The following is a 20474-nucleotide window of genomic DNA, read 5'->3' as shown; positions in this document are numbered from 1 at the left end:
AAGCGCTTGTCAGCCGGCGTGCTGCGGCAGGTGGACGGCCAGCTTGAAGCCGTCGGCCTGATCGCAGAACTCCAGCCGGCCCTTATGTTGCTTGACCACGCGGCTGACGATGGCGAGGCCCAGGCCGCTGCCGCCGTCGGTGCCGCGGTGTTCGGCCAGCCGTTCGAACGGCGCCAGCGCGGTTTCGCGCAACTCGGCCGGGATGCCCTTGCCGTGGTCCAGCACGCTGAGCACGGCGAAGCCGTCGACTTGTTCGACGCAGACTTCCACCGGCGGCGCGCCGTAGCGGCGCGCGTTTTCCAGCAGATTGGACAAGAGCCGCTCTAGCGCCAGCCCGTCGCCCTGCAACTCCGGCTCGGCCCGCCGCTCCAGACCCACCTCCATGCCTTCGCGGGCGAAGCGCGACACCACGCTGGCGGCGAGGTCGGCCAGCGCCACCGGCTCCAGCCGCGTGGTTTCCTCGGCGCGGGCGAAGTCGATGAACTGGCGCACGATCTGCGACAGCTCGTCGATGTCGGCCAGCATATCGTGCTGGTCCGGGCTGTCCTGCTGCAGCTCCAGCGTCAGCTTGAGCCGGGTCAGCGGCGTGCGCAGGTCGTGGGACAGGCCGGCCAGCATCAGCCGGCGCTCGCGCGCGGCGCTGTCCAGCGCCTGCGCCATCAGGTTGAAGTTATGGGCCAGCACTTTCACCTCGCGCGGGCCGTCCTCCGGCACCGCCGCCGGCATGGTGCCGGCGGCCAGTTCCCGGCTGGCCAGCACCACGCGGCTGATCGGCCGCGTCACCCGCCAGGCGACGACGAAGGCCAGCAGGCTGGCGACGATGGAGGCCAGCAGCGCCGCCTGCATGATGGTGTTGATCGGCCGGTCGCTGTAGCGGCCGAAGGGCAGCACCAGCCAATAGGCCTGGTCCAGCACGTGCACATTGACCCAGAGTTCGCTGCGATCCTCTATCTGGGCGTGGCGCACTTCGATGGGCTCGTTGAGGCCGTGCGACAGCCGTTGCGCCAGGGTCTCGCCCAGGCGCGGCACGTAGTCGGTGAAATTGACGCCCTGGTCGGCGTTGATGGGCAGCAGGCGCGGCAGGCCGGGGCGGTTGTAGCCGGCCAGGAATTCGGCGCGCTCGGTGTTGGTCATCGCCTCCATGGTGCCTTCCAGGAAGGCCAGGGTGTCCACCGTCTGCGAATACAGTTGCTTGTCCAAGAGCTTGTGGCGCTCGCCGGCGGCCATCCACAGGGTGACGAACTGGGTGGTCAGCACCACCAGCACCACCAAGACCGCCAGCCGGAAGAACAGCGAGCCGGTCAGCTTGCGCACAGCTTACTCCCGCGGCGTGCCGTCCGGCACGAACACATAGCCGTAGCCCCATACCGTCTGGATGAAGCGCAACTGGGTGTCGCCGCTTTCCAGCGCCTTGCGCAACCGGGAGATGTGCACGTCTATGCTGCGGTCCAGCGATTCGCCGTTGCCCTTGCCCAGCGCCATTTCCATCAGTTGTTCGCGGGTCAGCGGCCGGCGCGGATGGCTGACCAGCACCGACAGCACCGCGAACTCCGCGCTGGTCAGCGTCACCGGCTGGCCGGCCTTGCGCAGTTCGCGCTGGCCCAGATTGAGCACGAATTCGCCGAAGCTCACTTCCTCGTCGGCGTCGTGGCGCGCGCCCAGCGCCGGCGTGGCGTGATGACGGCGCAGCACCGACTGGATGCGGGCGGTGAGCTCGCGCGGATTGAACGGTTTGGGCAGGTAGTCGTCGGCGCCCATTTCCAGGCCGAGGATGCGGTCGATGTCTTCGCCGCGCGCGGTGAGCATGATCACCGGAATGGTTTCGCCCTGGGCGCGCAGCCGGCGCACCACCGCCAGGCCGTCCTCGCCGGGCATCATCACGTCCAGCACCATCAGGTCCGGGCGATTGCGCGCCAGCTTGCGGTCCAGGTCCTTGGAGTCCGGCAGCGCTTCCACCGCGTAGCCTTGTTGGCTCAGATAGCGGGTCAGCAGCTCGCGCAGCTTGGCGTCGTCGTCGACGACCAGTATCTTATTGTGTTCCATGCGTTTTTTCCTCGGAGCGGAGTGTCAGCTTAGCGGCTGGCCCCGGGATGCGGCAGCGCGCCTGATGAAGATATGTTAAGCCGGTTCTCGCGATCACACACCTTAACAAATCAGCGATTGTCGCTCATGTCTGCCTCATGCCGCGAGTCTAGGCTGCGTAATGGGGCGTTCCGGGGGGATGGGCGCGGGGCGATGCCTTTGGCATCCGCGGCGCTTGGTGTATGCTGTCCGCCCTCGCCGGGCCGTGCTTCGGGCCCGGAGTTCCTTTTCCAGCACCTTCGACAGGATAAAACAGCTTTCATGACGCGGTTGCCGATTCTTCTCATCATTGCCTTGCTGCAAGCGCTCGCCGGCGCGCCGGCCCTGGCGCGAGGGAAGGAGCGCGGCCCCATGCCGCCGGAGATGGAGCCGGCGCCGGGCCGCCGTTGCCAGGCGCGGCCCGATCCGGACTGCAAGGAGTTGCGCCGCCTGCGCAATTTGCGCCTGCGCGAGGCGGTGCAGGACGGCGATTTGCCGCCGGAGCAGATGCATAGGCCGCCGCCGCCCTACTGGCGAATGAGCCCGGACGACGCGGCGCCTCCGCCGCCGGATCGCGTCAAGCCGCATTTCTGGCGCGACCGCCGCAAGCGCGGCTCGGACTGAGCCCGCTGCGCGTCATGCCCGGCTGGCGAAGCGGGATTTCTATTGATAAGCTTTGAATAGAATACGCCGGCCTTTTCATTCCAATTCCAATTCTCGCGGCCGGAACGGTTTGCGGCGCAAACCGTTCCGCGGCCTTGGGCCTGGCTGGCTGCCCGCCGCGCCGATAAGGCGCGGCGTCTTCTCGCCCATTCAGACGGGCGCAGCGATAAACGGCTATGCGCAAGGGGCATGCCTTGAAAAACAATAGGGGATACGGCGCGTTGCGGCGCGCCTGGGGACTGGGGCTGGCCTTGTGCTGGCTGGCGGACGCGGCGGCGGCGCAATGGGATTGCAGCCGCGCCACCGCGCCGCAGCGTTGCGAGTTGCACCGCCAGGGCACCATGGCCTGCAACGATTTGCCGGTTAACGGCAGGCACGCCTGCCTGCAGTTTTACACGCCGGCCTTGAGCTGCCTGCGCGAGCGAGACGCCAAGCGTTGCGAAGCCTTGCGGGCGGCGCACAGTTCTTGCGACGGGCTGGAGGGCAAGGCGCGCCGCGTCTGCATCAACGAGCGGCTGCCGCCGCCGGATTGCGCGCGTTCGGCCAACCCCGCGCGCTGCCGCGCCCGCGCCGAGGCCGAGCTCAAATGCGCGGACCGCGAGATCGCCCAGCGCCTGTGCGTGCGCCAGGCCTTGCAAGCCGATTGAGCGCTGTCATTTGGCCGTGGTCGGATCGAACCACAGGCTGCGGTCGGCGAAGGGCGTGCTGGGCGGCAGGAAGGGATTGTCGATGCGGATCAGCCGCCGGTGTTTCAGGTCCAGCCGCTGAATCAGGCCGGCGTGGTATTTCTGGAACAGCCGCTGGTACTCGCCGTTGCGCAGCATCTGCCGCATGCCCTGCTCCACGCGTTGCGCCAGCCGCTGTCCTTCCGCGTCGCGGCCGAACCAGAAGTAAGTGGGCAGCGGGTAGTAGAGCAATAGGGAGCGTTCCAGCGCGATATGCCGATATTGCGGCTGGTAGACGCGCATTTCCTCCTCCACCTCGGCCACGCCGCGCGAGAACGAGTCGCCCAGGCCGCGTTCCAGCATGCGGAACAGCCCGTCGTAATTGGGGTCGGTCACCACGGTCAGCCCGGCCTGTTTCAGGATGGCGTTGTCGCCCCAGCCTTCTCCCTGGATGACGCTGAAACGGCGCAAGTCCGCCAAACTCGTCACCGTGTCGAAATCCGCTTGCCGCGCGTCGCGGATCAGCAGCACGCGATAGCCGAGCAGGCCGCGGTCTATCGGGATTCGCACCGGCAGATAGCGACGTTCGTAGTCGCGGTTGGTTTCGCGGATCACCACGTTGAGCCGGCCGCGCGGATGGCCCAATTCCTGCAGCTGGCGGGCCTCGTTCATCCTCGGCGCGAAACGCAGGCTGTAATCTCCCCAGCTCGCGCGGGTGGCGTCCAGCGCGGCGCGCAGAATCGCCCAATGGTAGTCGTAGCGCTCGTCGGCGGCGCTTTCCGGCGCGTGGCCGATATAGACCATGCCGGCCGCCAGGGCGGACGCCGGCAATCCGCCGCCGAAGGCGAGGAGGACGGCCAGCCAGCAGCCGGCCAGCCGGCGAAGAAATAGGGATTGCCGCATCGGAGGAACCTCGAAAAAGCGCGCAGACGCCGCGCGCCGCTTCTTCATGATGGATAGCGGCGCCGCGGCGCGCAAGGGGCGCCCGCCGTTGCCGGGTTTGCGCGGGGTCAAGCGGCGGGGCGAAACTAGGTCTATTAGTAAATATTCACATAGATACCAATATATCGGACTCCTATCATCCTCCGAATGCCGGAACAGCCTTGTCGGCAAGCGGCATTCACTCTCGGGGGACGACTTATGCAATTCAAGAAAACACTGCTGGCCTTGTCGCTGGGCCTGGCCCTGGCGCCCGCGCTGACCATGGCGGCGCCGCCGCTGACCGCGGCCAACAGCGGCTCCACCGCGGAAGCCGCGCGCGGCAACGCCTGGCTGGAAATCGACAAGGCGGCGCTGGATCACAATCTGGCCGAACTCAAGCGCCTGGTGGGCGCCGACACCAAGGTGTGCGCCATCTTGAAGGCCGACGCCTACGGCCACGGCATCGCCAACGTGATGCCGTCCATCATCGCCCAGGGCATTCCCTGCGTGGGCATCGCCAGCAATGAAGAGGCCCGCGTGGCCCGCGCCAGCGGCTACAAGGGCGTGGTGGCGCGCGTGCGCAGCGCCACGCAGGAAGAGATAGCCGACGGCCTGCAATACGATATGCAAGAGCTGGTGGGCAATCTGGAACTGGCGCGTCAGGCGTCTGCGCTGGCCAAGCGCCAGGGCAAGACGCTGCAAATCCACCTGGCGATCAACTCCGCCGGCATCAGCCGCAACGGCGTGGAGCTGGCCAGCAAGCAAGGCCGCCGCGACGCGCTGGCCATGCTCAAGCTGCCCAATCTGCAAGTGGTGGGCATCATGACCCACTTCCCGGTGGAGGATAAGGCCGACGTGCAAAAAGGCCTGGCGGCGTTCAAGCAGGAAAGCGCCTGGCTGATCAAGGCCGGCGGTCTGGACCGCAGCAAGATCACCCTGCACTGCGCCAACAGCTTCGCCACGCTGGAAGTGCCGGAAGCGCGGCTGGACATGGTGCGTCCGGGCGGCGCCATCTTCGGCGACACCGTGCCCAGCCATACCGAATATCTGCGCGTGATGGCCTTCAAATCGCGAGTGGCGGCGGTCAACCGCTATCCGGCCGGCAACACCGTCGGCTACGACCGCACTTACACGCTGAAGCGCGAGTCCTTGCTGGCCAACATCCCGGTAGGCTATTCCGACGGCTATCGTCGCGCCTTCACCAATAAGGCGCATGTGTTGATCAACGGCCAGCGCGCGCCGGTGGTGGGCAAGGTGTCGATGAACACGCTGATGGTGGATGTGACCGAGATTCCGGGCGCCAAGATCGGCGACGAGGTGGTGTTGTTCGGCAAGCAGGGCAAGGCCGAAATCGGCGCCGCCGAGCTGGAGGACATCAACGGCGCCTTGCTGGCCGACCTCTACACGGTGTGGGGCAATTCCAATCCCAAACTGCTGGTGAACCGCTAAGAACCTGTTTACGATCTGCTGCGCGTTGGCGATACGGCGTTGAAAACCCCTTCGAAATGCTCATGTACCGTGTGTACATTCCGCTTTCTCAGCCGTTTTCGCCTTGTCTCGCCTTAGCTCGCGAGATCGTGAACACGTTCTAAGAAGCTGTTTTAGTCTTGTCCCGCTCTTGCTTGCGGGACTTTGAACAGGCTCTACGTCGGCCCGCGCCGCCGCCGTCCGCGGCGGCGGCGTGTGAGTCTTCACAGTCTGCTGGCGAATTGCCCTGGTTTGGACTTAGATGAATCATGTTCCCGCATCAGGAGTGCGCCATGCAGTTCGACGAAGTTCGCCCAGAGCATTTCACCACGCTGTCCCGCAACCCGTTTCCGCATATTCTGATCGACCGGGCCTTGCAGCAGATCGCCGGCGGCAGCGCCGATGGCTCGCAGTTCCGCAAGGACGTGCTGGCCGCGGCGGGCTGGAGCCATGGCGGGCTGACGCCGTTCGGCAAGTATCCGGCCGACGCCTGCGAGGCGTTCAACCGCATCCGCAAGGTGCTGGAAGTCACCCAGGAGCCCGGCGCCATCCTGGCGGAACTGGAGAAGGACGCGCCCAAGATCTGAACCCGCGCGCGGTTCACGCAAAAGCCCGCCTGTCGGCGGGCTTTGTTCTTGCGCGCAGACGCCGGATCTAGCCGGCGGCCTTTCTCAGGATGATGTACAACTCATCCTTCAGCCGCAGTTTTTCCTTTTTCAGGGTTTCGATTTCGTAGTCGACGGAAGGCTCGATGCGCGCTTCCATATTCTTGATCTTCTGGTCTAGGTCGTTGTGTTTGTTGAACAGGCGGGTGAAGTGCTCGTCTTCGGTTTTCAGCTTGCTGATCAGTTCGCGGTATTCGGGAAACATGGGCGACTCCTTGGGCGGGTGGATACATGGAGCGGCTGGCGACGCGGGCCCGGGCGAAGCCTAAGGGCAAAAACTGCGGCCGTCAGCGATCAGATACTGCCAAACCATGCTAACACCGCGCGGCGGCGAAGGTTATTGATCCAGAGCAGACACCCGCCCTTAGGCCACCAGCCGGGCGCGGCAAGGCGCGCTCAGACTCTGTTCAACGCCGTATCGCCGAAGCGCGGCAGGTTCTCAGGGTTTGAACCAGGGCCGTCCACGCTGGGTGGGCAGTTGGTAGCGCTCGGCCAGTTTCTCGTAGCCGCCGGCGGCGGCGAAGCGGCGCAGGCCCAGGTTGAAGCGGTCGCGGTCGCGGACGTCGCGGAAGGCCAGCCGGTAATGGGTGGGAGTGAACAGCGCGTACGGACAGAGCTTGGCTTTGATGTCGATCTCGTGGTTCAGCTCGCGGCTCAGTTGCTGGAAGATGTTGACGTCGGAAATCGCCACGTCGGCGCGTTCGCTGTACAGCAGGCGGTTGAGGGTGACCTGCGGCGACTCCTCGCGGTAGGACGGAATCTGCGGCGTCAGCGCGGCGAAGGCGGGGCCCAGATAGAGGTGGGCGCCCTGGAAGGCCGCCACCCGGAAGCGGGCCAGATCGTCCAGCCGCCGCAGGCGGATGCGGCGTTTGCACAGCGTGATCGCCATGTTCTGGTAAACGATGTAGGGCTCGGAAACATGGCCGCCGCTATTGGCGATGGCGGCGTCCACCTGGCCGTTGGCCAGCCAGGTGTGGGCGCGCAGATTGGGGCCGAAGCGGATCTGAGGCTGATAGCCGGCCTGGCTCAGGGCCTGGCTGACGATGTCGAATTCCACGCCTTTGCCGCGTTCGGCGTCGATATAGGGCTGTTTGGTTTCGCCCAGCGCCACCCGGATCGACGGCAGCGCGGCAATCTGGGCGCTGAGCAGCAGAGCCGGCAAGGCGCGGAGGACGGGATGGAGCGGCGTAAGAGCCATGGGCCGGTAGCGAAGTCGATGTGTTTGCAATGGCGGGCGCCCTTGGGCGCGGCCGCCGAATAGATTCTTTATAGCCGCTGGCCCGGGTCCGGCCTCGCCTGATGCGCGGATCGCGGCTGCCGCATTGTAGCGATTGCGCGGCCGCGCTTCCCGGGTTTCCGGCAAGGGTCCGGCAAAAAGCGAGAATATGGCTTATCCACAGGGTTTGGCGCAACGCCGTGCTTATCCACAGCGTGTTTCGCGCGCGTCGGCCCCGCCTTTTACTTGATGCCCAGCCTTTCCATCCGGTAGCGCATCGAGCGGAAGGTGACGCCCAGCTGCTTGGCGGCCTGGGTGCGGTTGAAGCGGGTGCCTTCCAGCGCCTTGAGGATGGCCTCGCGCTCCACCCGGTCCAGAAAATCCTGCAGCGCCTCGCCGTCGGCGCAGGTCGGCGCTTCGCCGTCGCCATGGCCGCCGTGATCGCCCGGCAGCAGCTGCAGGTCCCGCAATTCGATGCGGGCGTCGCTGGCCAGCGCCACCGCGCGTTCCAGGATGTTTTCCAGTTCGCGGAAGTTGCCCGGGTAGTTGTATTCCAGCAAGGCCTTGAGCGCCGCCGGCGCCAGCCGCGGCTTTTCATCGGGAGAAAAGCGCTCCAGCAGGCTGGCGATGTAGCGCGGCAGATCCTCGCGCAGCTCGCGCAGCGGCGGCATGCGCAGCGGCAGCACGTTCAGCCGGTAGTACAGGTCCTGGCGAAAGCTGCCGGCGTCCACCCGCGCCGCCAGGTCCTTGTGGGTGGCGCAGATGATGCGCACGTCCACCGCCTCTTCCTGGGCGTTGCCCAGGCGGCGCACTTTCTTTTCCTGAATCGCGCGCAGCAGCTTGACCTGCATCGCCAGCGGCAGATCGGCCACTTCGTCCAGAAACAGCGTGCCGCCGTTGGCTTGCTGGAAGAAGCCGTCGCGGTCGTTGTCGGCGCCGGTGAACGCGCCTTTGCGGTAGCCGAAGAATTCGCTTTCCATCAGCGTTTCCGGGATGGCGCCGCAGTTGACCGGAATGAACGGCCGTTCGGCGCGCGCGCTGTGCTCGTGTATCATCCGCGCCGCCTGTTCCTTGCCGGTGCCGGATTCGCCGCTGACGTAGACTGCGGCCTGGCTGCGCGCCAGTTTGCCGACCAGGCGCAGCGCTTCCTGGATCGCCGGCGATTCGCCGTCCAGCCGCACCGCGGCTTCGGCCTTGCCGTTGTCCACGCGCAGCACGGATTTCACCAGGCTGCGCAATTGCGCCAAGCTGACCGGTTTTTGCAGGTAGTCGAAGGCGCCGGCCTTCATCGCCAGCACCGCGTTGTCGGTGTTGCCGTAGGCGGTGATCACCGCGATGGGCACGTCCAGGCCCTGTTCGGCGATGTGGCGCACCACTTCGATGCCCTCGCCGTCCGGCAGCCGCATATCGGTCAGCGCCAGGTCGAAGGGCTGGCTGTTCAGGCTGAGCTTGGCGGCGCCGACGCTGGCGGCGGTGGCCACGTCCAGGCCCATCTTGATCAGGGTCAGTTCCAGCAGTTCGCGGATGTCCGGTTCGTCGTCGATCACCAGCACGCGCAGGGAGGATTTAGCCATAAGCCTTGTGACAGATCAGACGGAACACGCCGCCGGGCGGGCAGTAGTCCAGCCGCGCGTCGTTGGCTTCCGCCAGTTCGCGCGCGATGTACAGCCCCAGTCCGGTGCCGGCGCTTTCCGTGGTGAAAAAGGGTTCGAACAAGCGGGCCTGGGCATCTTCGCTCATGCCGGGACCATCGTCCATCACCTTGATGGTCAGGTGGTTTTCCACTTCGCCCACTTCGACGCGCACCGCGCCCGGCTGCTTGCTGGAGTAGCGCCAGGCGTTGGCCAGCAGATTGTTGAGAATCTGGCCGAAATGGCCGCGGTCGAACTGGACCGCGGCGGCCTGCGCCTGGTAGACGCAGCAGATCGCGCCGGCGGCGGCGGCCTCCACCACGCCGAAGTGGTCCAGCAGCTCGTCCAGGAAGGCTTGCAGCCGGATGGGCTCGGGCTTGATCCGGTCGCGGCGGTTCAAGGCCAGCACTTCCTGCACCATGTGGTTGATGCGCTTGCTGTTGCCCTGGACGATGCGGATCAGCCGCTGGCGCGCCGGGTCGGTTTCGTCTTCGGCCAGCAGGTCGGCCGCGTGGTTGATCGCCGACAGCGGGTTGCGGATTTCATGGGCGATGTTGGCGGTGAGCCGCCCCAGCGCCGCCAGCTTGACGCGTTTGCCCTCTTCCGCCATGTCGGCCATGTCGCGCATGAACAGCAAGAGCGCGTGGTCGTCGCCCACCAGCACCGGCACCATGCGGCCCACCAATTGGCGGCCGCGGATATTGCGGTCGATGAAGCTGGGATTGGGCGGGCAGCCGTTGTGCCGCCAGCGTTCCACCAGCGGCAGCAGCTCGGGCACGGCGTGGCCGCGGCGCATGGCGCCGAAATAGCGCGCCGCCTGGTTGTTGAACTGGCGCAGCAGGCCGGACGGGTCCAGCACCACCACCGCGTCGCGCTGGCTTTGCAGCACCAGCTCGTTCAGGCGGTTGAGGTTGGCGATCTCGCCGCCGCGGCGGGTGGCCAGCGCTTCGGAGTCGCGCGCCACCCGGCCCAGCTTCCAGGTGACGATGGAGGTGATGAAGCCGGCGGTGGCCAGCAGCGCGGAGTAGTAGAAATCCGAGCCGCGGCCTATGCCCAGGTATTGCTCGACGCCGACGAAGGACAGCAGGATCAGCGTGGCGATGGAGGCGTAGAACAGCGCGTAGCGGCCGGAGGACAGCAGGCCGGCCACCGCCAGATAGGGCAAGAGCAGGATGCCGTAGCCGCTGCGCACGCCGTCGTTGATGCCCATCAGCAGCACGATCATCGCGATGTCGGCGGCGATGGCCAGCGTCAGTTGCAGGGTGTGGGCCAGCCGGCCGTTGCGCAGCAGGAACCAGGCGCCGATCAGCGCGGCGTAAACGCCGCTCCACAGATAGAAGACTTTGCCGCCGGCCACCAGCGATTCGCCTTCGCGGTTGGCGAACAGCGACATCGCCAGCAGCACCAGCAGCAGCGCCGCCCGGAAACTGTTGATGAAGACCAGCCCGCTGCGCGGGGTCAACGGCGTCGGCGGGCGGTCCCGGTTCATGTCGTCGGCAGCTCGCTGATGGCGCTGACGCTCCATTTCTTCGGCATCAGCTTGCCCTTCTTGCCGCGCTTGCCGGCGAACTCCGCCAGCGGCAGTTTTTCATCGGAGGCCTTGCCGCGCACCGACAGCGTGGACAGCAGCGCTTTTTCGCCGTTGACCAGGCCGACGGCGGTGACGGCTTCGCCGTCTTCCACCGCCATCAGCATCAGGCCGCGGCCCTTGGCCAGTTCCTTGAGCTCGGCGGCCGGGAAGGCCAGCAGCCGGCCGTTGTCGGCGGCGGCCACCAACTGGGTGCCCTCGCCTATGCCGGCGGCCGGCAGCGGCGCCGGGGCCAGCACGGCTTCCTCCGGGTTCAGCGTCAGGAAGGCCTTGCCGGCCTTGACCCGGCCGGCCATGTCGCCCAGCTTGGCGATGAAGCCGTAGCCGCCGGAGCCGGCGACGACGAAGCGGGCCTCGTCCTTGCCGGATAGCATCTGCGCCGGCTTGGCGCCGTCCTGCAAGTCCACCAGCGAGGCCACCGGCACGCCGTCGCCGCGGCCGGTGGGCACGTCGGCCGGGTCCACGGTGTAGGCGCGGCCCTTGCTGTCCAGCACGATCACCGACCACACGGTGCGGGTTTCCACCACGGTGTGCAGCGCGTCGCCGTCCTTGAAGGCCAGCGCGGCGAGGTCAACGTTGTGACCGACGCGGGCGCGGATCCAGCCCTTTTGCGACAGGATGATGGTGACCGGCTCGTCGGCAATGGTCTGGGTCAGCACCGCGCGCTCGGCGGTCTTGATCTCGCTGCGGCGCTTGTCGCCGTATTTGGCGGCGTCGGCCTGGATTTCCTCGCGCATCATGCTGCGCAGCGCGTCCGGGGTGTCCAGCACGTGGCGTAGGCCTTCGCGCTCCTCGCGCAGATCGGACAGCTCTTTCTCCAGCTTGAAGCCTTCCAGCCGCGCCAGTTGGCGCAGGCGGATTTCCAGGATGTCCTCGGCCTGGATCTCGGTCAGGCCGAAGGCCTTGATCAGGTCCGGCTTGGGTTCGTCGGATTCGCGGATCACGCGTATCACTTCATCGATGTGGATGAAGGCGATCATCCGGCCTTCCAGGATGTGGATGCGCTTTTCCACCTGGGCCAGCCGGTGCTGCAGGCGGCGGGTGACGGTGGTGCGGCGGAAGTCCAGCCATTCGCTGAGAATGGGCTTGAGGCCTTTCTGACCCGGGCGGCCGTCCAGGCCTATCATCACCAGGTTCATCGAGGCGTTGCCTTCCAGGCTGGTCTGCGCCAGCAGGGTGTTGATGAACTCGTCCGGGTCCTGGCGGCTGGATTTGGGTTCGAACACCAGGCGCACCGGGCATTCGCTGTCGGATTCGTCGCGCACGCGGTCCAGCAGCGACAGCATCAGGCTCTTCAGGTTTTGCTGGTCCTGAGTCAGCGCCTTCTTGCCGGTCTTGACCTTGGGATTGGTGGCTTCTTCGATTTCCGCCAGCACTTTTTGCGCGCTGGAGCCGGGCGGCAGCTCGGACACGATCACGCGCCACTGGCCGCGCGCCAGCTTTTCTACTTCCCATTTGGCGCGCACGCGCACGCTGCCGCGGCCGCTCTCATAGGCGGCGAGGATGTCTTCGGCCGGGGTGATGATCTGGCCGCCGCCGGGGAAGTCCGGTCCGGGCACGTATTGCATCAGCGCCGCGGTGTCCAGTTCCGGATCGTCCAGCAGCGCGACGCAGGCTTGGGCCACTTCGGTCAGATTGTGCGGCGGGATTTCGGTGGCGAGACCCACGGCGATGCCGGAGGCGCCGTTGAGCAGCACCATCGGCAGGCGCGCCGGCAGCAAGCGCGGCTCTTCGAAGGCGCCGTCGTAATTGGGCACGAAGTCCACGGTGCCCATGTCGATTTCCGACAGCAGCAGGTCGGCAATCGGCGTCAGCCGCGCCTCGGTGTAGCGCATCGCCGCAGCGCCGTCGCCGTCGCGGCTGCCGAAGTTGCCCTGGCCGTCGATCAAGGGGTAGCGCAGCGTGAAGTCCTGCGCCATGCGCACCAGCGCCTCGTAGGCGGAGCTGTCGCCGTGCGGGTGGTATTTACCCAGGATTTCGCCGACCACGCGCGCGGATTTCACCGGCTTGGCGCCGTGGGCCAGGCCCATGTCGCGCATCGCGTACAGGATGCGGCGCTGCACCGGTTTCTGGCCGTCGGCCACTTCCGGCAGCGCGCGGCCCTTGACCACGCTCATCGCGTATTCCAGGTAGGCGCGCTCGGCGTACAGGTCCAGCGGAATCCACTCGCCGTCGTCGGCGTCCGCCGCGGGAGGAGTGGGCGGCGGCGGGGTCAGGGCGGCGGCGCCGTCCGGCTTAGTCTCGGCAAACAGATCGTCGTTATCGTTCATATGGGCAAGGCAGGAGTTGAATCGGTTAGCGTTCATCGGCCGGCGTTTGCGCCACGGCAAAGCCTGTCCTCACGGTTATAGCTGGCGAGGACGCCTTGTCGTAAGCTTGGCCCGGAAGCGCCGCAAGCCGGCCGATGATAATGAATCAGTTCAGAGGAATTCTACTATGGCAAACCGAGTTGCGTGGCACTGCCACCGTTTCGATGGTTTTACGCCGCTGGCGCTGTATCGGGCCTTGCAGCTGCGCGACCAGGTGTTCGTGGTGGAGCAGCAGTCGATTTACGGCGATGTGGACGGCGTGGATCTGCACTGTCTGCACCTGTCCGGCCACGACGACGGCGGCCGGTTGCTGGCCTATGCGCGCTTGATCGCGCCGGCGGAGAAATACCCGGACGCGGCGGCGATAGGCCGGGTGGTGGTGGCGCCGGAGGCGCGCGGCCAGGGCTTGGGCAAGGCGCTGCTGGCGCAGGCGGTGGCGCAGTGCCGCGCGCATTTTCCGCAGGCGGCCATCATGTTGTCGGCTCAGACCGACGCGCAGGCCTTGTACGAGAGTTTCGGCTTTCGCGTGGTGTCCGAGCCTTACGACGACGGCGGCATTCCGCATGTGGACATGCGGCGCGAGGCCGGCGTTTAAAACCGCTTCATCGCGTATTCCACAATGAAAAACCCACCCCGCAAGGGGGTGGGCGCATTCAGGCGAGGGCTTGGGCTCAGCGTTTGACCGCCGGGCCGTCGCTGCCCAGTTCCACCGCGTAGGCCAGCGCCAGTTGCGAGAACTTCAGCGCGTGGCGAGCCTGGTTGCCGGCGCTGGCGAGGGTGTCGCGCACGGTGTGGATATTGGGGTTGGACTGGTTGAAGGCGGATTCGAACGGGAAGGACGCCGGGTAGCCGTTCTTGTGCCAGGAGGCGTGGTCGGAGCACGCGTAGCCGCAAGAGCTGTAGCCCACTTTCAGATTGGGCAGGTAGGCCTTGGCCAGATTGGCGAGGAAGGTGTTCTGCGACGCGTTGGTGTAGTCGGTGAACAGGAAGATGTCTTCCGCGCTGCCCTGGTAGTTGGTCATGTCCAGCTGCAAGGCGCCCACCACGTTGACCTTCTGCTGTTTGTAGCGGTTGGCGATGTCGGAGGAGCCGCGCAGGCCCACTTCTTCCGCCGCGTAGGCCATGAACTTGATGGTGCGGCGCGGCTGGTAGTTGTTGGCCAGCAGCACGCGGATCACCTCGGTCAGGCTGGCGATGCCGGAAGCGTCGTCGTCGGCGCCCGGCGCGCGGCTGGTTTCGCCGGTGCCGTTGCCCACGGTGGAGTCCAGGTGGCCGCCCAGCACCAGGGTTTCGGCGGCGTTGTCCTTGCCCTTGATGGTGAGGATCACCGATTTTTGCGGCCAGGCGCTGTGGGCGAACTGCTCCACGGTCACATCGCCGCGGCCGGCGGCCAGCTGCCGCCATTGGCTGGCGATCCAGTTGGAGGCGTTGACGCCGTGGCTGGTGGTGTAGAAGCGGTTCTGGTAGTTGGACAGCGACTGGATGGTGCCGAGGATGTTGCTGTCCTGCAGCTGCGGCAGCAGCTTGTTGACGACGGCCTGGTCGTTGATCTGGTAGCTGGGCAGCAGTGCGCTGGCCACCGGGGCCTTCAACGCGCTGCGCGCGTCCTGCAGATCCTTGTGCACGATGAAGCCGCCGCAATGGCGCAGGCTGTGGTGGATGGCGTCCGACAATTGCGGCAGCACGCTGTCGTCCACTTGCACCAGGTGGACTTTCTCGGTGGCCACGCCCTTGGCGGACACGCCGGCCGGCAGCGCGCTCACCGCCAGCTGGCGGCTTTCCTGGCTGAGGCTTTTCGGGCTGACCTGTTGCAGCAATTGATAGGCGTCGTCGCCGATGGAAATCCACACCGGGGCGGCCTGGGCGGCGCCGGCCAGGCTGGTGGCGGCCAAGAGCGCGACGAGACTCGGTTTGAGAGTGAGCATTCCGGAATTCCTGAGCGATGCCGGCCATGGACGGGCCATGGCCGGCGGATGGGAGAAGCGGCGCGGGCCGTCACGGCCGCGCCGTCAGACGGTCATCAGCTGCCGCAAGCCACGCCCACGGCGGTGAAGGCCTTGGTCACGTCGGCCTTGCTGTAGCCGCGCGCTTCGGCCGCTTTTTCAACGCCGCAAGCGGCGCTGTTGTAAGTGGCGTTGGCGGTCCAGTACAGGCGGTTGGCGTCCACGAACACTTCAAAGGCCTTGCGGGTGTTCCAGCCGGCGCTGGTGGCGATCAGGTAGAAAGCCTTGTTGTACACGCCGCTGGAGTAGTGCACGTCCAGGCCGCTGGTGTAGTCCTTGGCGTGGCCGATGGAACGGCCGTCCTTGGTCGGATCGGCGAAGTAGCGCAGCGCGCCGGTCTGCTTGAAGATCTCCGCGCCCACCAGGAAGTCGTTCTTGCCCTTCATGTAGTACTCGGCGGCTTCGCCGGCCATGTCGGAGAACGCTTCGTTGATGCCGCCGGACTGGCCGCTGTAGACCAGGCCGGAGTTCTGCTCGGTGAAGCCGTGGCTGACTTCGTGAGCGGACACGTCCAGCGACACCAGCGGGTAGAAGCGGGTGGCGCCGTCGCCGAAGGTCATCGCGCTGCCGTCCCAGAACGCGTTTTCATAGTTGCGGCTGTAGTGCACCTTCATCAGCAGCTTCTGGTTGATCGGACGCAGGTTGAACCAGTCCTTGTACAGATTGAACACCACGTTGCCGAAGTAGTGGGCGTCGTTCAGCGGCGAGTAGGCGCCGTTGATCTGCTTGTAGGTGTTGGTGGGGCAAGCGAACTTGTACGGGGTGGTGCCGCTGGTGCCGCCGTTCAGGTTGATGGTGGCGACGTTGCCGCTGTCCATCTTGCAATCGCTGGTGACGATCAGCGGACCGTAGTTGGTGCCGTACAGGTATTTGCCGGTCTTGGCGTTGCCGCCGGGGCCGTTGGCTTCGGCGTGGTTCAGGCCTTCCCACTGCTTCAGCACCTGGCCGCTGTTGGCGTCGATGATGAAGTGCGGGCGGCTGGGTTCCTTGCCGCCTTCCACCAGGAAGGACACCAGATAGACCAGCTGGGCGGTGTTGTTGTCCAGACGCACCACCAGTTCGGTCTTCTCGTTGCGGGTTTCATAGCCGTTGGCCTTCAGCGCCTTGGCGCTGGAGAGCGCCTGGGTGGCGCTGAGGGCCGGCTTGACCGTGGCCAGGTCGGAGGCGATGCCGCGCACATAGTAGCCGGACAGCTTGCTCGCCGAGGCCGTGGACGAGCCTTTGGCGAATTGTTTTTCCTCCACTACGGCTTCGCCCCACACCGGCACGCCTTGATAGTACTGCTGGTAGCGGGTGACGACTTTGCCGTTGGGGAACTGGGCGCTGCGTTGCGCTTTCAGTTCGCCCTGGTTGATGCCGGCGGCGCTGAACACGCTGGCGCCGTCGACGAGTTTGCTGGATTTGGCCAGCGCCTCCAGGTTGACGCGCTCGGCGGCGTGGGCGGAGCCGTAAGCCAGGGCGAGAGCGGACAGCACCAGTACGCGAACCATCGCAGTTTGGGTTTTCATCACGACTTTTTCTCCAATGTAGATCAGCAGGACACGGTAATGCCCCGCGTCAAGCCGGCGAGTCTTGCGTAAAGGCCGCCGGCGCCAGACAGGCTTGCGCCTGCCCTTTCGGACGCTTGGAAACCGCTCCCGAAGATGGCTGGCGCCATCGGGCGGGGGAGGCGTTCGCTGCGTCCCTCATGCGTTCCCGACATGGGACGTCGCTCTGAGCATGGGAAAGGAATTGCTGAAATCAGAGGACGTTGGCTTGGTTTGTTCTGACGACCACTTGCCAAATGCATAAATTATGTATTGGTTTTTCCGCCTTGATATGCATCTGTTCTAAGTGCCAGTTGCCTGGCGATTGCCGGCGACGGGCATGACCAAAATCAAAGCGGGGCGTCGAATCCTTGGTAGACAAGGAGAAGAGAGGGAAACATCAAGAAAATGAAAAGCCGCACCATCCCGATGCGGCTTGTTGTGATGCGGCAACATCCAAATCGCTATAAAAGCGGACAAACTGTCTAATTTGAGATGGTTGCGGTTTTTTGAATATGCGTAAAGCGCATGATATCAATGAGTTGTTCTCACCCGGGCGGGCTCAGGGCGCCAGCCGAGCGATCTTCCAGCCGCCGTCTTCCAGCAGGGAATACTGCACCCGGTCATGCAGCCGGCTGGGGCGGCCCTGCCAGAACTCCAGCCGGTCCGGCGTCACCGCGTAGCCGCCCCAGTGCGGCGGCCGCGGCACGTTTAGCGGGTGCTTGACCCCGAACATCGCCGCCCGCGACACCAGCACGCTCTTGGAGCCGATCTCGCTGCTCTGTTCGCTGGCCCAGGCCCCGACGCGGCTGGTGTAGGGGCGGCTGGCGAAATAGGCGTCCGAGACTTCCGGCGCCACCTGGGCCGCGCGGCCCTCGATGCGGATCTGCCGCTCCAGCTCCGGCCAGAAGAAGGTCAGCGCCACATAGGGGTTGTCGTTCAACTGGCGGCCCTTGCGGCTCAGATAATTGGTGTAGAACAGCAGCTGGCCGTCCTCCACCCCCTTGAGCAGCACGATGCGCGAGGCGGGGCGGCCGTCCGCCCCGGCCGTGGCCAGGTTCATCGCCGTGGGCTCCGGCACCTGGGCGGAGATGGCCTGGTTCAGCCAGCTTTCCAGCTGGGCCAGCGGGTCCGGCAGGCACTCCTCCGGCGACAATTCTTTCTTGGAAAAATCCTTGCGGATGTCTGCGAGGTTCAGCGACATTTCGTCCTCCTTGATGGGGCTTATCTTATGCCAGCTCCGCTTGGGCCATATAGGAGTTTGCGCAAGAAGAGCGCTATTTTGGACGGCGCGCGGCGCCGGATTCTGCTATGTCATATAAGGCGCTGGCCATGGGCCGGCGCGGCTTGCCGCCGCGGCGCAGGACTTGCGGTTCAAGTTAGGCTAAAATACCCCATTTCTTTCCGCGGCTTATCCGCCCATGCATCTGTTCGCCCTTGGTTTGAACCACCATACCGCACCGCTCTCCATCCGGGAAAAGCTGGCTTTTCCTGCGGAGGTGTTGCCCAAGGCGCTGGACAGCCTGGTCAGCTCGCACGCGGCGCGCGAAGCCGCCATCGTCTCCACCTGTAACCGCACCGAGATCTATTGCACCGGCGGCGACCCGCAGGCGGCGCTCAGCTGGCTGGCCAAATTCCACGGCCTGGCGCTGGCGGAGATGCAGCCCTATCTGTATCAGCTGGACGAGGCCAACGCCGCGCGCCACGCTTTCCGCGTCGCCTCCGGCCTGGACTCCATGGTGCTGGGCGAGACCCAGATCCTGGGCCAGTTGAAGGACGCGGTGCGCAGCGCCGAGCACGCCGGCACCATGGGCACCCTGCTCAACGGCCTGTTCCAGCGCACCTTCGCCGTGGCCAAGGAAGTGCGCTCCAACACCGCGGTGGGCGCCAGTTCGGTGTCGATGTCGGCGGCGGCGGTCAAGCTGGCCGAGCAGATCTTCCCCACCATAGGTGAACTGAACATTCTGTTCGTCGGCGCGGGCGAGATGATAGAACTGGTGGCCACCCACTTCGCCGCGCGCAACCCTTCCTGTATCACCGTGGCCAACCGCACGCTGGAGCGCGGCCAGCGGCTGGCGGAGCAGTTCGGCGGCAACGCCGTCACCCTCGCCGAGCTGCCGGACATCCTGCCGCGCTACGACGTGCTGGTCACCTCCACCGCCAGCCAGTTGCCCATCATCGGCAAGGGCATGGTGGAGCGCGCGATCAAGGCGCGCCGCCACCGCCCCATCTTTATGCTGGACCTGGCGGTGCCGCGCGACATCGAAGTGGAAGTGGGCAAGCTGGCCGACGTGTTCCTGTACAGCGTCGACGACATCGCCAGCGTGGTGGAAGTGGGCAAGGAAGCGCGGCAGAGCGCGGCCGCGGAGGCCGAAACCATCATCCAGGCGCGGGTCTGCGAATTCAGCGACTGGCTGAAAAAGCGCGAAACCGTGCCCTTGATCCGCGCGCTGCGCGACGACGCCGACCGGCTGCGCCGCACAGCGCTCGAGGCCGCGCTCAAGCAACTGGCGCGCGGCGAAGCGCCGGAGAAGGTGCTGGAAACCCTGTCGGTGCAACTGACCAATAAATTGATGCATCCCCCCACCCGGGCCTTGTCGTCCGGGCGCGGCGCGGAGCACGACGCGCAGGTGGAAGCCGTGGCGCGTCTTTATCGTTTACACCCGGAGTCGTAATGAAAGCGTCAATTGCGGCCAAACTGGCGCAACTGGCCGACCGTCTGGAAGAGGTGACCCACCTCCTGGCCAGCGAAGCGGCCACTCAAGATATGGATGCGTTCCGCAAGCTCACCCGCGAGCACGCCGAACTCAGCCCGGTGGTGGAAACCTACCAGAGCTATCGCCAGTGCGAGAGCGACATCGCTGCGGCGGAAGACATGTTGTCGGACCCGGAGATGAAGGAATTCGCCCAGGCGGAAATCGCCGAGGGCAAGGACAAGCGGGAGGCGCTGGAACTGGAGCTGCAGAAGCTGCTCTTGCCCAAGGACCCCAACGACGAAAAGAACATCTTCCTGGAAATCCGCGCCGGCACCGGCGGCGACGAGGCCGCGCTGTTCGCCGGCGACTTGTTGCGCATGTACACCCGCTACGCCGAGCGCAACCGCTGGCAGGCGGAGATCGTGTCCGCCAGCGAGTCCGATCTGGGCGGCTACAAGGAAGTGATCGTGCGCCTGATCGGCTTCGGCGCCTACTCCCGGCTCAAGTTCGAGTCCGGCGGCCACCGCGTGCAGCGGGTGCCGGTGACCGAGACCCAGGGCCGCATCCACACCTCGGCCTGCACCGTGGCGGTGATGGCCGAAGCCGACGAGCTGGCCGACGTGGTGCTGAACCCGTCGGATCTGCGCATCGACACCTTCAGGGCCAGCGGCGCCGGCGGCCAGCACATCAACAAGACCGACTCCGCGGTGCGCATCACCCATATTCCGACGGGGATTGTGGCGGAGTGTCAGGACGGCCGCTCCCAGCACGCCAACAAGGCCAGCGCGATGCAAGTGCTGGCGGCGCGCATCATGGACATCCAGCGCCGCGAGCAGCAGCAGAAGGAAGCGGCCGAGCGCAAGAGCCTGATCGGCTCCGGCGACCGTTCCGAGCGCATCCGCACCTACAATTTCCCGCAGGGCCGCATCACCGACCACAGGATCAATCTGACGCTGTACAAGCTGGATTACGTTATGGACGGAGATCTGAGCGAGCTGACCGACGCCTTGATCGCCGAGCAGCAGGCGGAGTTGCTGGCGGAACTGGGCGAGTGAGCGCCTGG

Annotated in this window: 18 protein-coding genes; 7 read left to right on the top strand and 11 right to left on the bottom strand. The window is 65.7% G+C overall.

What is annotated here, in order from left to right:
* Positions 1–9: 9 nt before the first annotated feature.
* Both VK98_RS04165 and ompR read right to left on the bottom strand, forming a co-directional pair.
* On the bottom strand, positions 10–1314 hold the full coding sequence (locus VK98_RS04165; protein ID WP_048412835.1) for an ATP-binding protein: 1305 nt from the start codon (positions 1312–1314) through the stop codon (positions 10–12).
* 3 nt (positions 1315–1317) lie between these two features.
* On the bottom strand, positions 1318–2043 hold the full coding sequence (gene ompR, locus VK98_RS04160) for a two-component system response regulator OmpR (RefSeq protein ID WP_048412834.1): 726 nt from the start codon (positions 2041–2043) through the stop codon (positions 1318–1320).
* 300 nt (positions 2044–2343) lie between these two features.
* On the opposite strand from ompR, the gene VK98_RS04155 reads away from it, so the two are divergent.
* Together VK98_RS04155 and VK98_RS04150 are read left to right on the top strand one after the other, a co-directional pair.
* The gene (locus tag VK98_RS04155) at positions 2344–2685 is read left to right on the top strand and encodes a hypothetical protein (protein ID WP_053077212.1); all 342 of its coding nucleotides are present in this window, start codon (positions 2344–2346) and stop codon (positions 2683–2685) included.
* A gap of 233 nt (positions 2686–2918) precedes the next feature.
* A complete protein-coding gene (locus VK98_RS04150; RefSeq protein ID WP_156187756.1) occupies positions 2919–3371 on the top strand; it encodes a hypothetical protein in 453 nt (150 codons plus the stop codon).
* Positions 3372–3377: 6 nt separating this feature from the next.
* On the opposite strand, the gene VK98_RS04145 is transcribed toward VK98_RS04150, so the two are convergent.
* A complete protein-coding gene (locus tag VK98_RS04145; RefSeq protein ID WP_156187755.1) occupies positions 3378–4292 on the bottom strand; it encodes an ABC transporter substrate-binding protein in 915 nt (304 codons plus the stop codon).
* 237 nt (positions 4293–4529) lie between these two features.
* On the opposite strand from VK98_RS04145, the gene alr reads away from it, so the two are divergent.
* Together alr and VK98_RS04135 are read left to right on the top strand one after the other, a co-directional pair.
* Positions 4530–5759 (top strand): alanine racemase, encoded by a 1230-nt coding sequence (alr, locus tag VK98_RS04140; RefSeq protein ID WP_048412833.1) that lies wholly within the window; start codon positions 4530–4532, stop codon positions 5757–5759.
* A 311-nt stretch (positions 5760–6070) separates the two neighbouring features.
* Positions 6071–6364: a hypothetical protein gene (locus VK98_RS04135; RefSeq protein ID WP_048412914.1), complete on the top strand. Its 294-nt coding sequence runs from the start codon at positions 6071–6073 to the stop codon at positions 6362–6364.
* A gap of 67 nt (positions 6365–6431) precedes the next feature.
* On the opposite strand, the gene VK98_RS04130 is transcribed toward VK98_RS04135, so the two are convergent.
* From VK98_RS04130 to parC, 5 genes are all read right to left on the bottom strand, one after another.
* Entirely contained in the window at positions 6432–6647 is a 216-nt protein-coding gene (locus VK98_RS04130) for a YdcH family protein (RefSeq protein ID WP_048412832.1), read from the bottom strand.
* A 234-nt stretch (positions 6648–6881) separates the two neighbouring features.
* A complete protein-coding gene (locus VK98_RS04125) occupies positions 6882–7640 on the bottom strand; it encodes a transporter substrate-binding domain-containing protein (protein WP_048412831.1) in 759 nt (252 codons plus the stop codon).
* Positions 7641–7900: 260 nt separating this feature from the next.
* Positions 7901–9232, bottom strand: a complete 1332-nt coding sequence (locus VK98_RS04120; protein ID WP_048412830.1) for a sigma-54 dependent transcriptional regulator — start codon at positions 9230–9232, stop codon at positions 7901–7903.
* A complete protein-coding gene (locus VK98_RS04115; protein WP_048412829.1) occupies positions 9225–10778 on the bottom strand; it encodes a PAS domain-containing sensor histidine kinase in 1554 nt (517 codons plus the stop codon). Before VK98_RS04115 ends, VK98_RS04120 begins: the two co-directional genes overlap by 8 nt.
* Positions 10775–13183, bottom strand: a complete 2409-nt coding sequence (gene parC / locus VK98_RS04110) for a DNA topoisomerase IV subunit A (protein WP_231589202.1) — start codon at positions 13181–13183, stop codon at positions 10775–10777. The genes VK98_RS04115 and parC overlap by 4 nt, the downstream gene beginning before the upstream one ends.
* Positions 13184–13313: 130 nt before the next feature.
* On the opposite strand from parC, the gene VK98_RS04105 reads away from it, so the two are divergent.
* Entirely contained in the window at positions 13314–13781 is a 468-nt protein-coding gene (locus VK98_RS04105; RefSeq protein WP_048412827.1) for a GNAT family N-acetyltransferase, read from the top strand.
* A gap of 76 nt (positions 13782–13857) precedes the next feature.
* On the opposite strand, the gene VK98_RS04100 is transcribed toward VK98_RS04105, so the two are convergent.
* The 3 genes from VK98_RS04100 to pdxH all read right to left on the bottom strand — a co-directional run bounded on the left by VK98_RS04100 (position 13858) and on the right by pdxH (position 17919).
* Positions 13858–15111: a M28 family metallopeptidase gene (locus VK98_RS04100; RefSeq protein ID WP_048412826.1), complete on the bottom strand. Its 1254-nt coding sequence runs from the start codon at positions 15109–15111 to the stop codon at positions 13858–13860.
* Between the two features lie 95 nt (positions 15112–15206).
* Positions 15207–16697 carry a M4 family metallopeptidase gene (locus VK98_RS04095; protein ID WP_156187754.1) on the bottom strand — a complete coding sequence of 497 codons (1491 nt, stop codon included), beginning with the start codon at positions 16695–16697 and terminating at the stop codon, positions 15207–15209.
* A gap of 580 nt (positions 16698–17277) precedes the next feature.
* On the bottom strand, positions 17278–17919 hold the full coding sequence (gene pdxH / locus VK98_RS04090) for a pyridoxamine 5'-phosphate oxidase (RefSeq protein ID WP_048412824.1): 642 nt from the start codon (positions 17917–17919) through the stop codon (positions 17278–17280).
* 217 nt (positions 17920–18136) lie between these two features.
* Here pdxH and hemA point away from each other — a divergent pair, with 217 nt between their 5' ends.
* Positions 18137–19390: a glutamyl-tRNA reductase gene (hemA, locus tag VK98_RS04085; protein WP_048412823.1), complete on the top strand. Its 1254-nt coding sequence runs from the start codon at positions 18137–18139 to the stop codon at positions 19388–19390.
* Positions 19390–20466: a peptide chain release factor 1 gene (gene prfA, locus VK98_RS04080; protein WP_048412822.1), complete on the top strand. Its 1077-nt coding sequence runs from the start codon at positions 19390–19392 to the stop codon at positions 20464–20466. The genes hemA and prfA overlap by 1 nt, the downstream gene beginning before the upstream one ends.
* Positions 20467–20474 lie beyond the last annotated feature (8 nt).

Source organism: Chromobacterium sp. LK11 (assembly GCF_001043705.1).
GTDB lineage: Bacteria > Pseudomonadota > Gammaproteobacteria > Burkholderiales > Chromobacteriaceae > Chromobacterium > Chromobacterium alkanivorans.
Note: the sequence above shows the minus strand (reverse complement) of the source record. Positions and strands in the feature narration are given on the sequence as shown.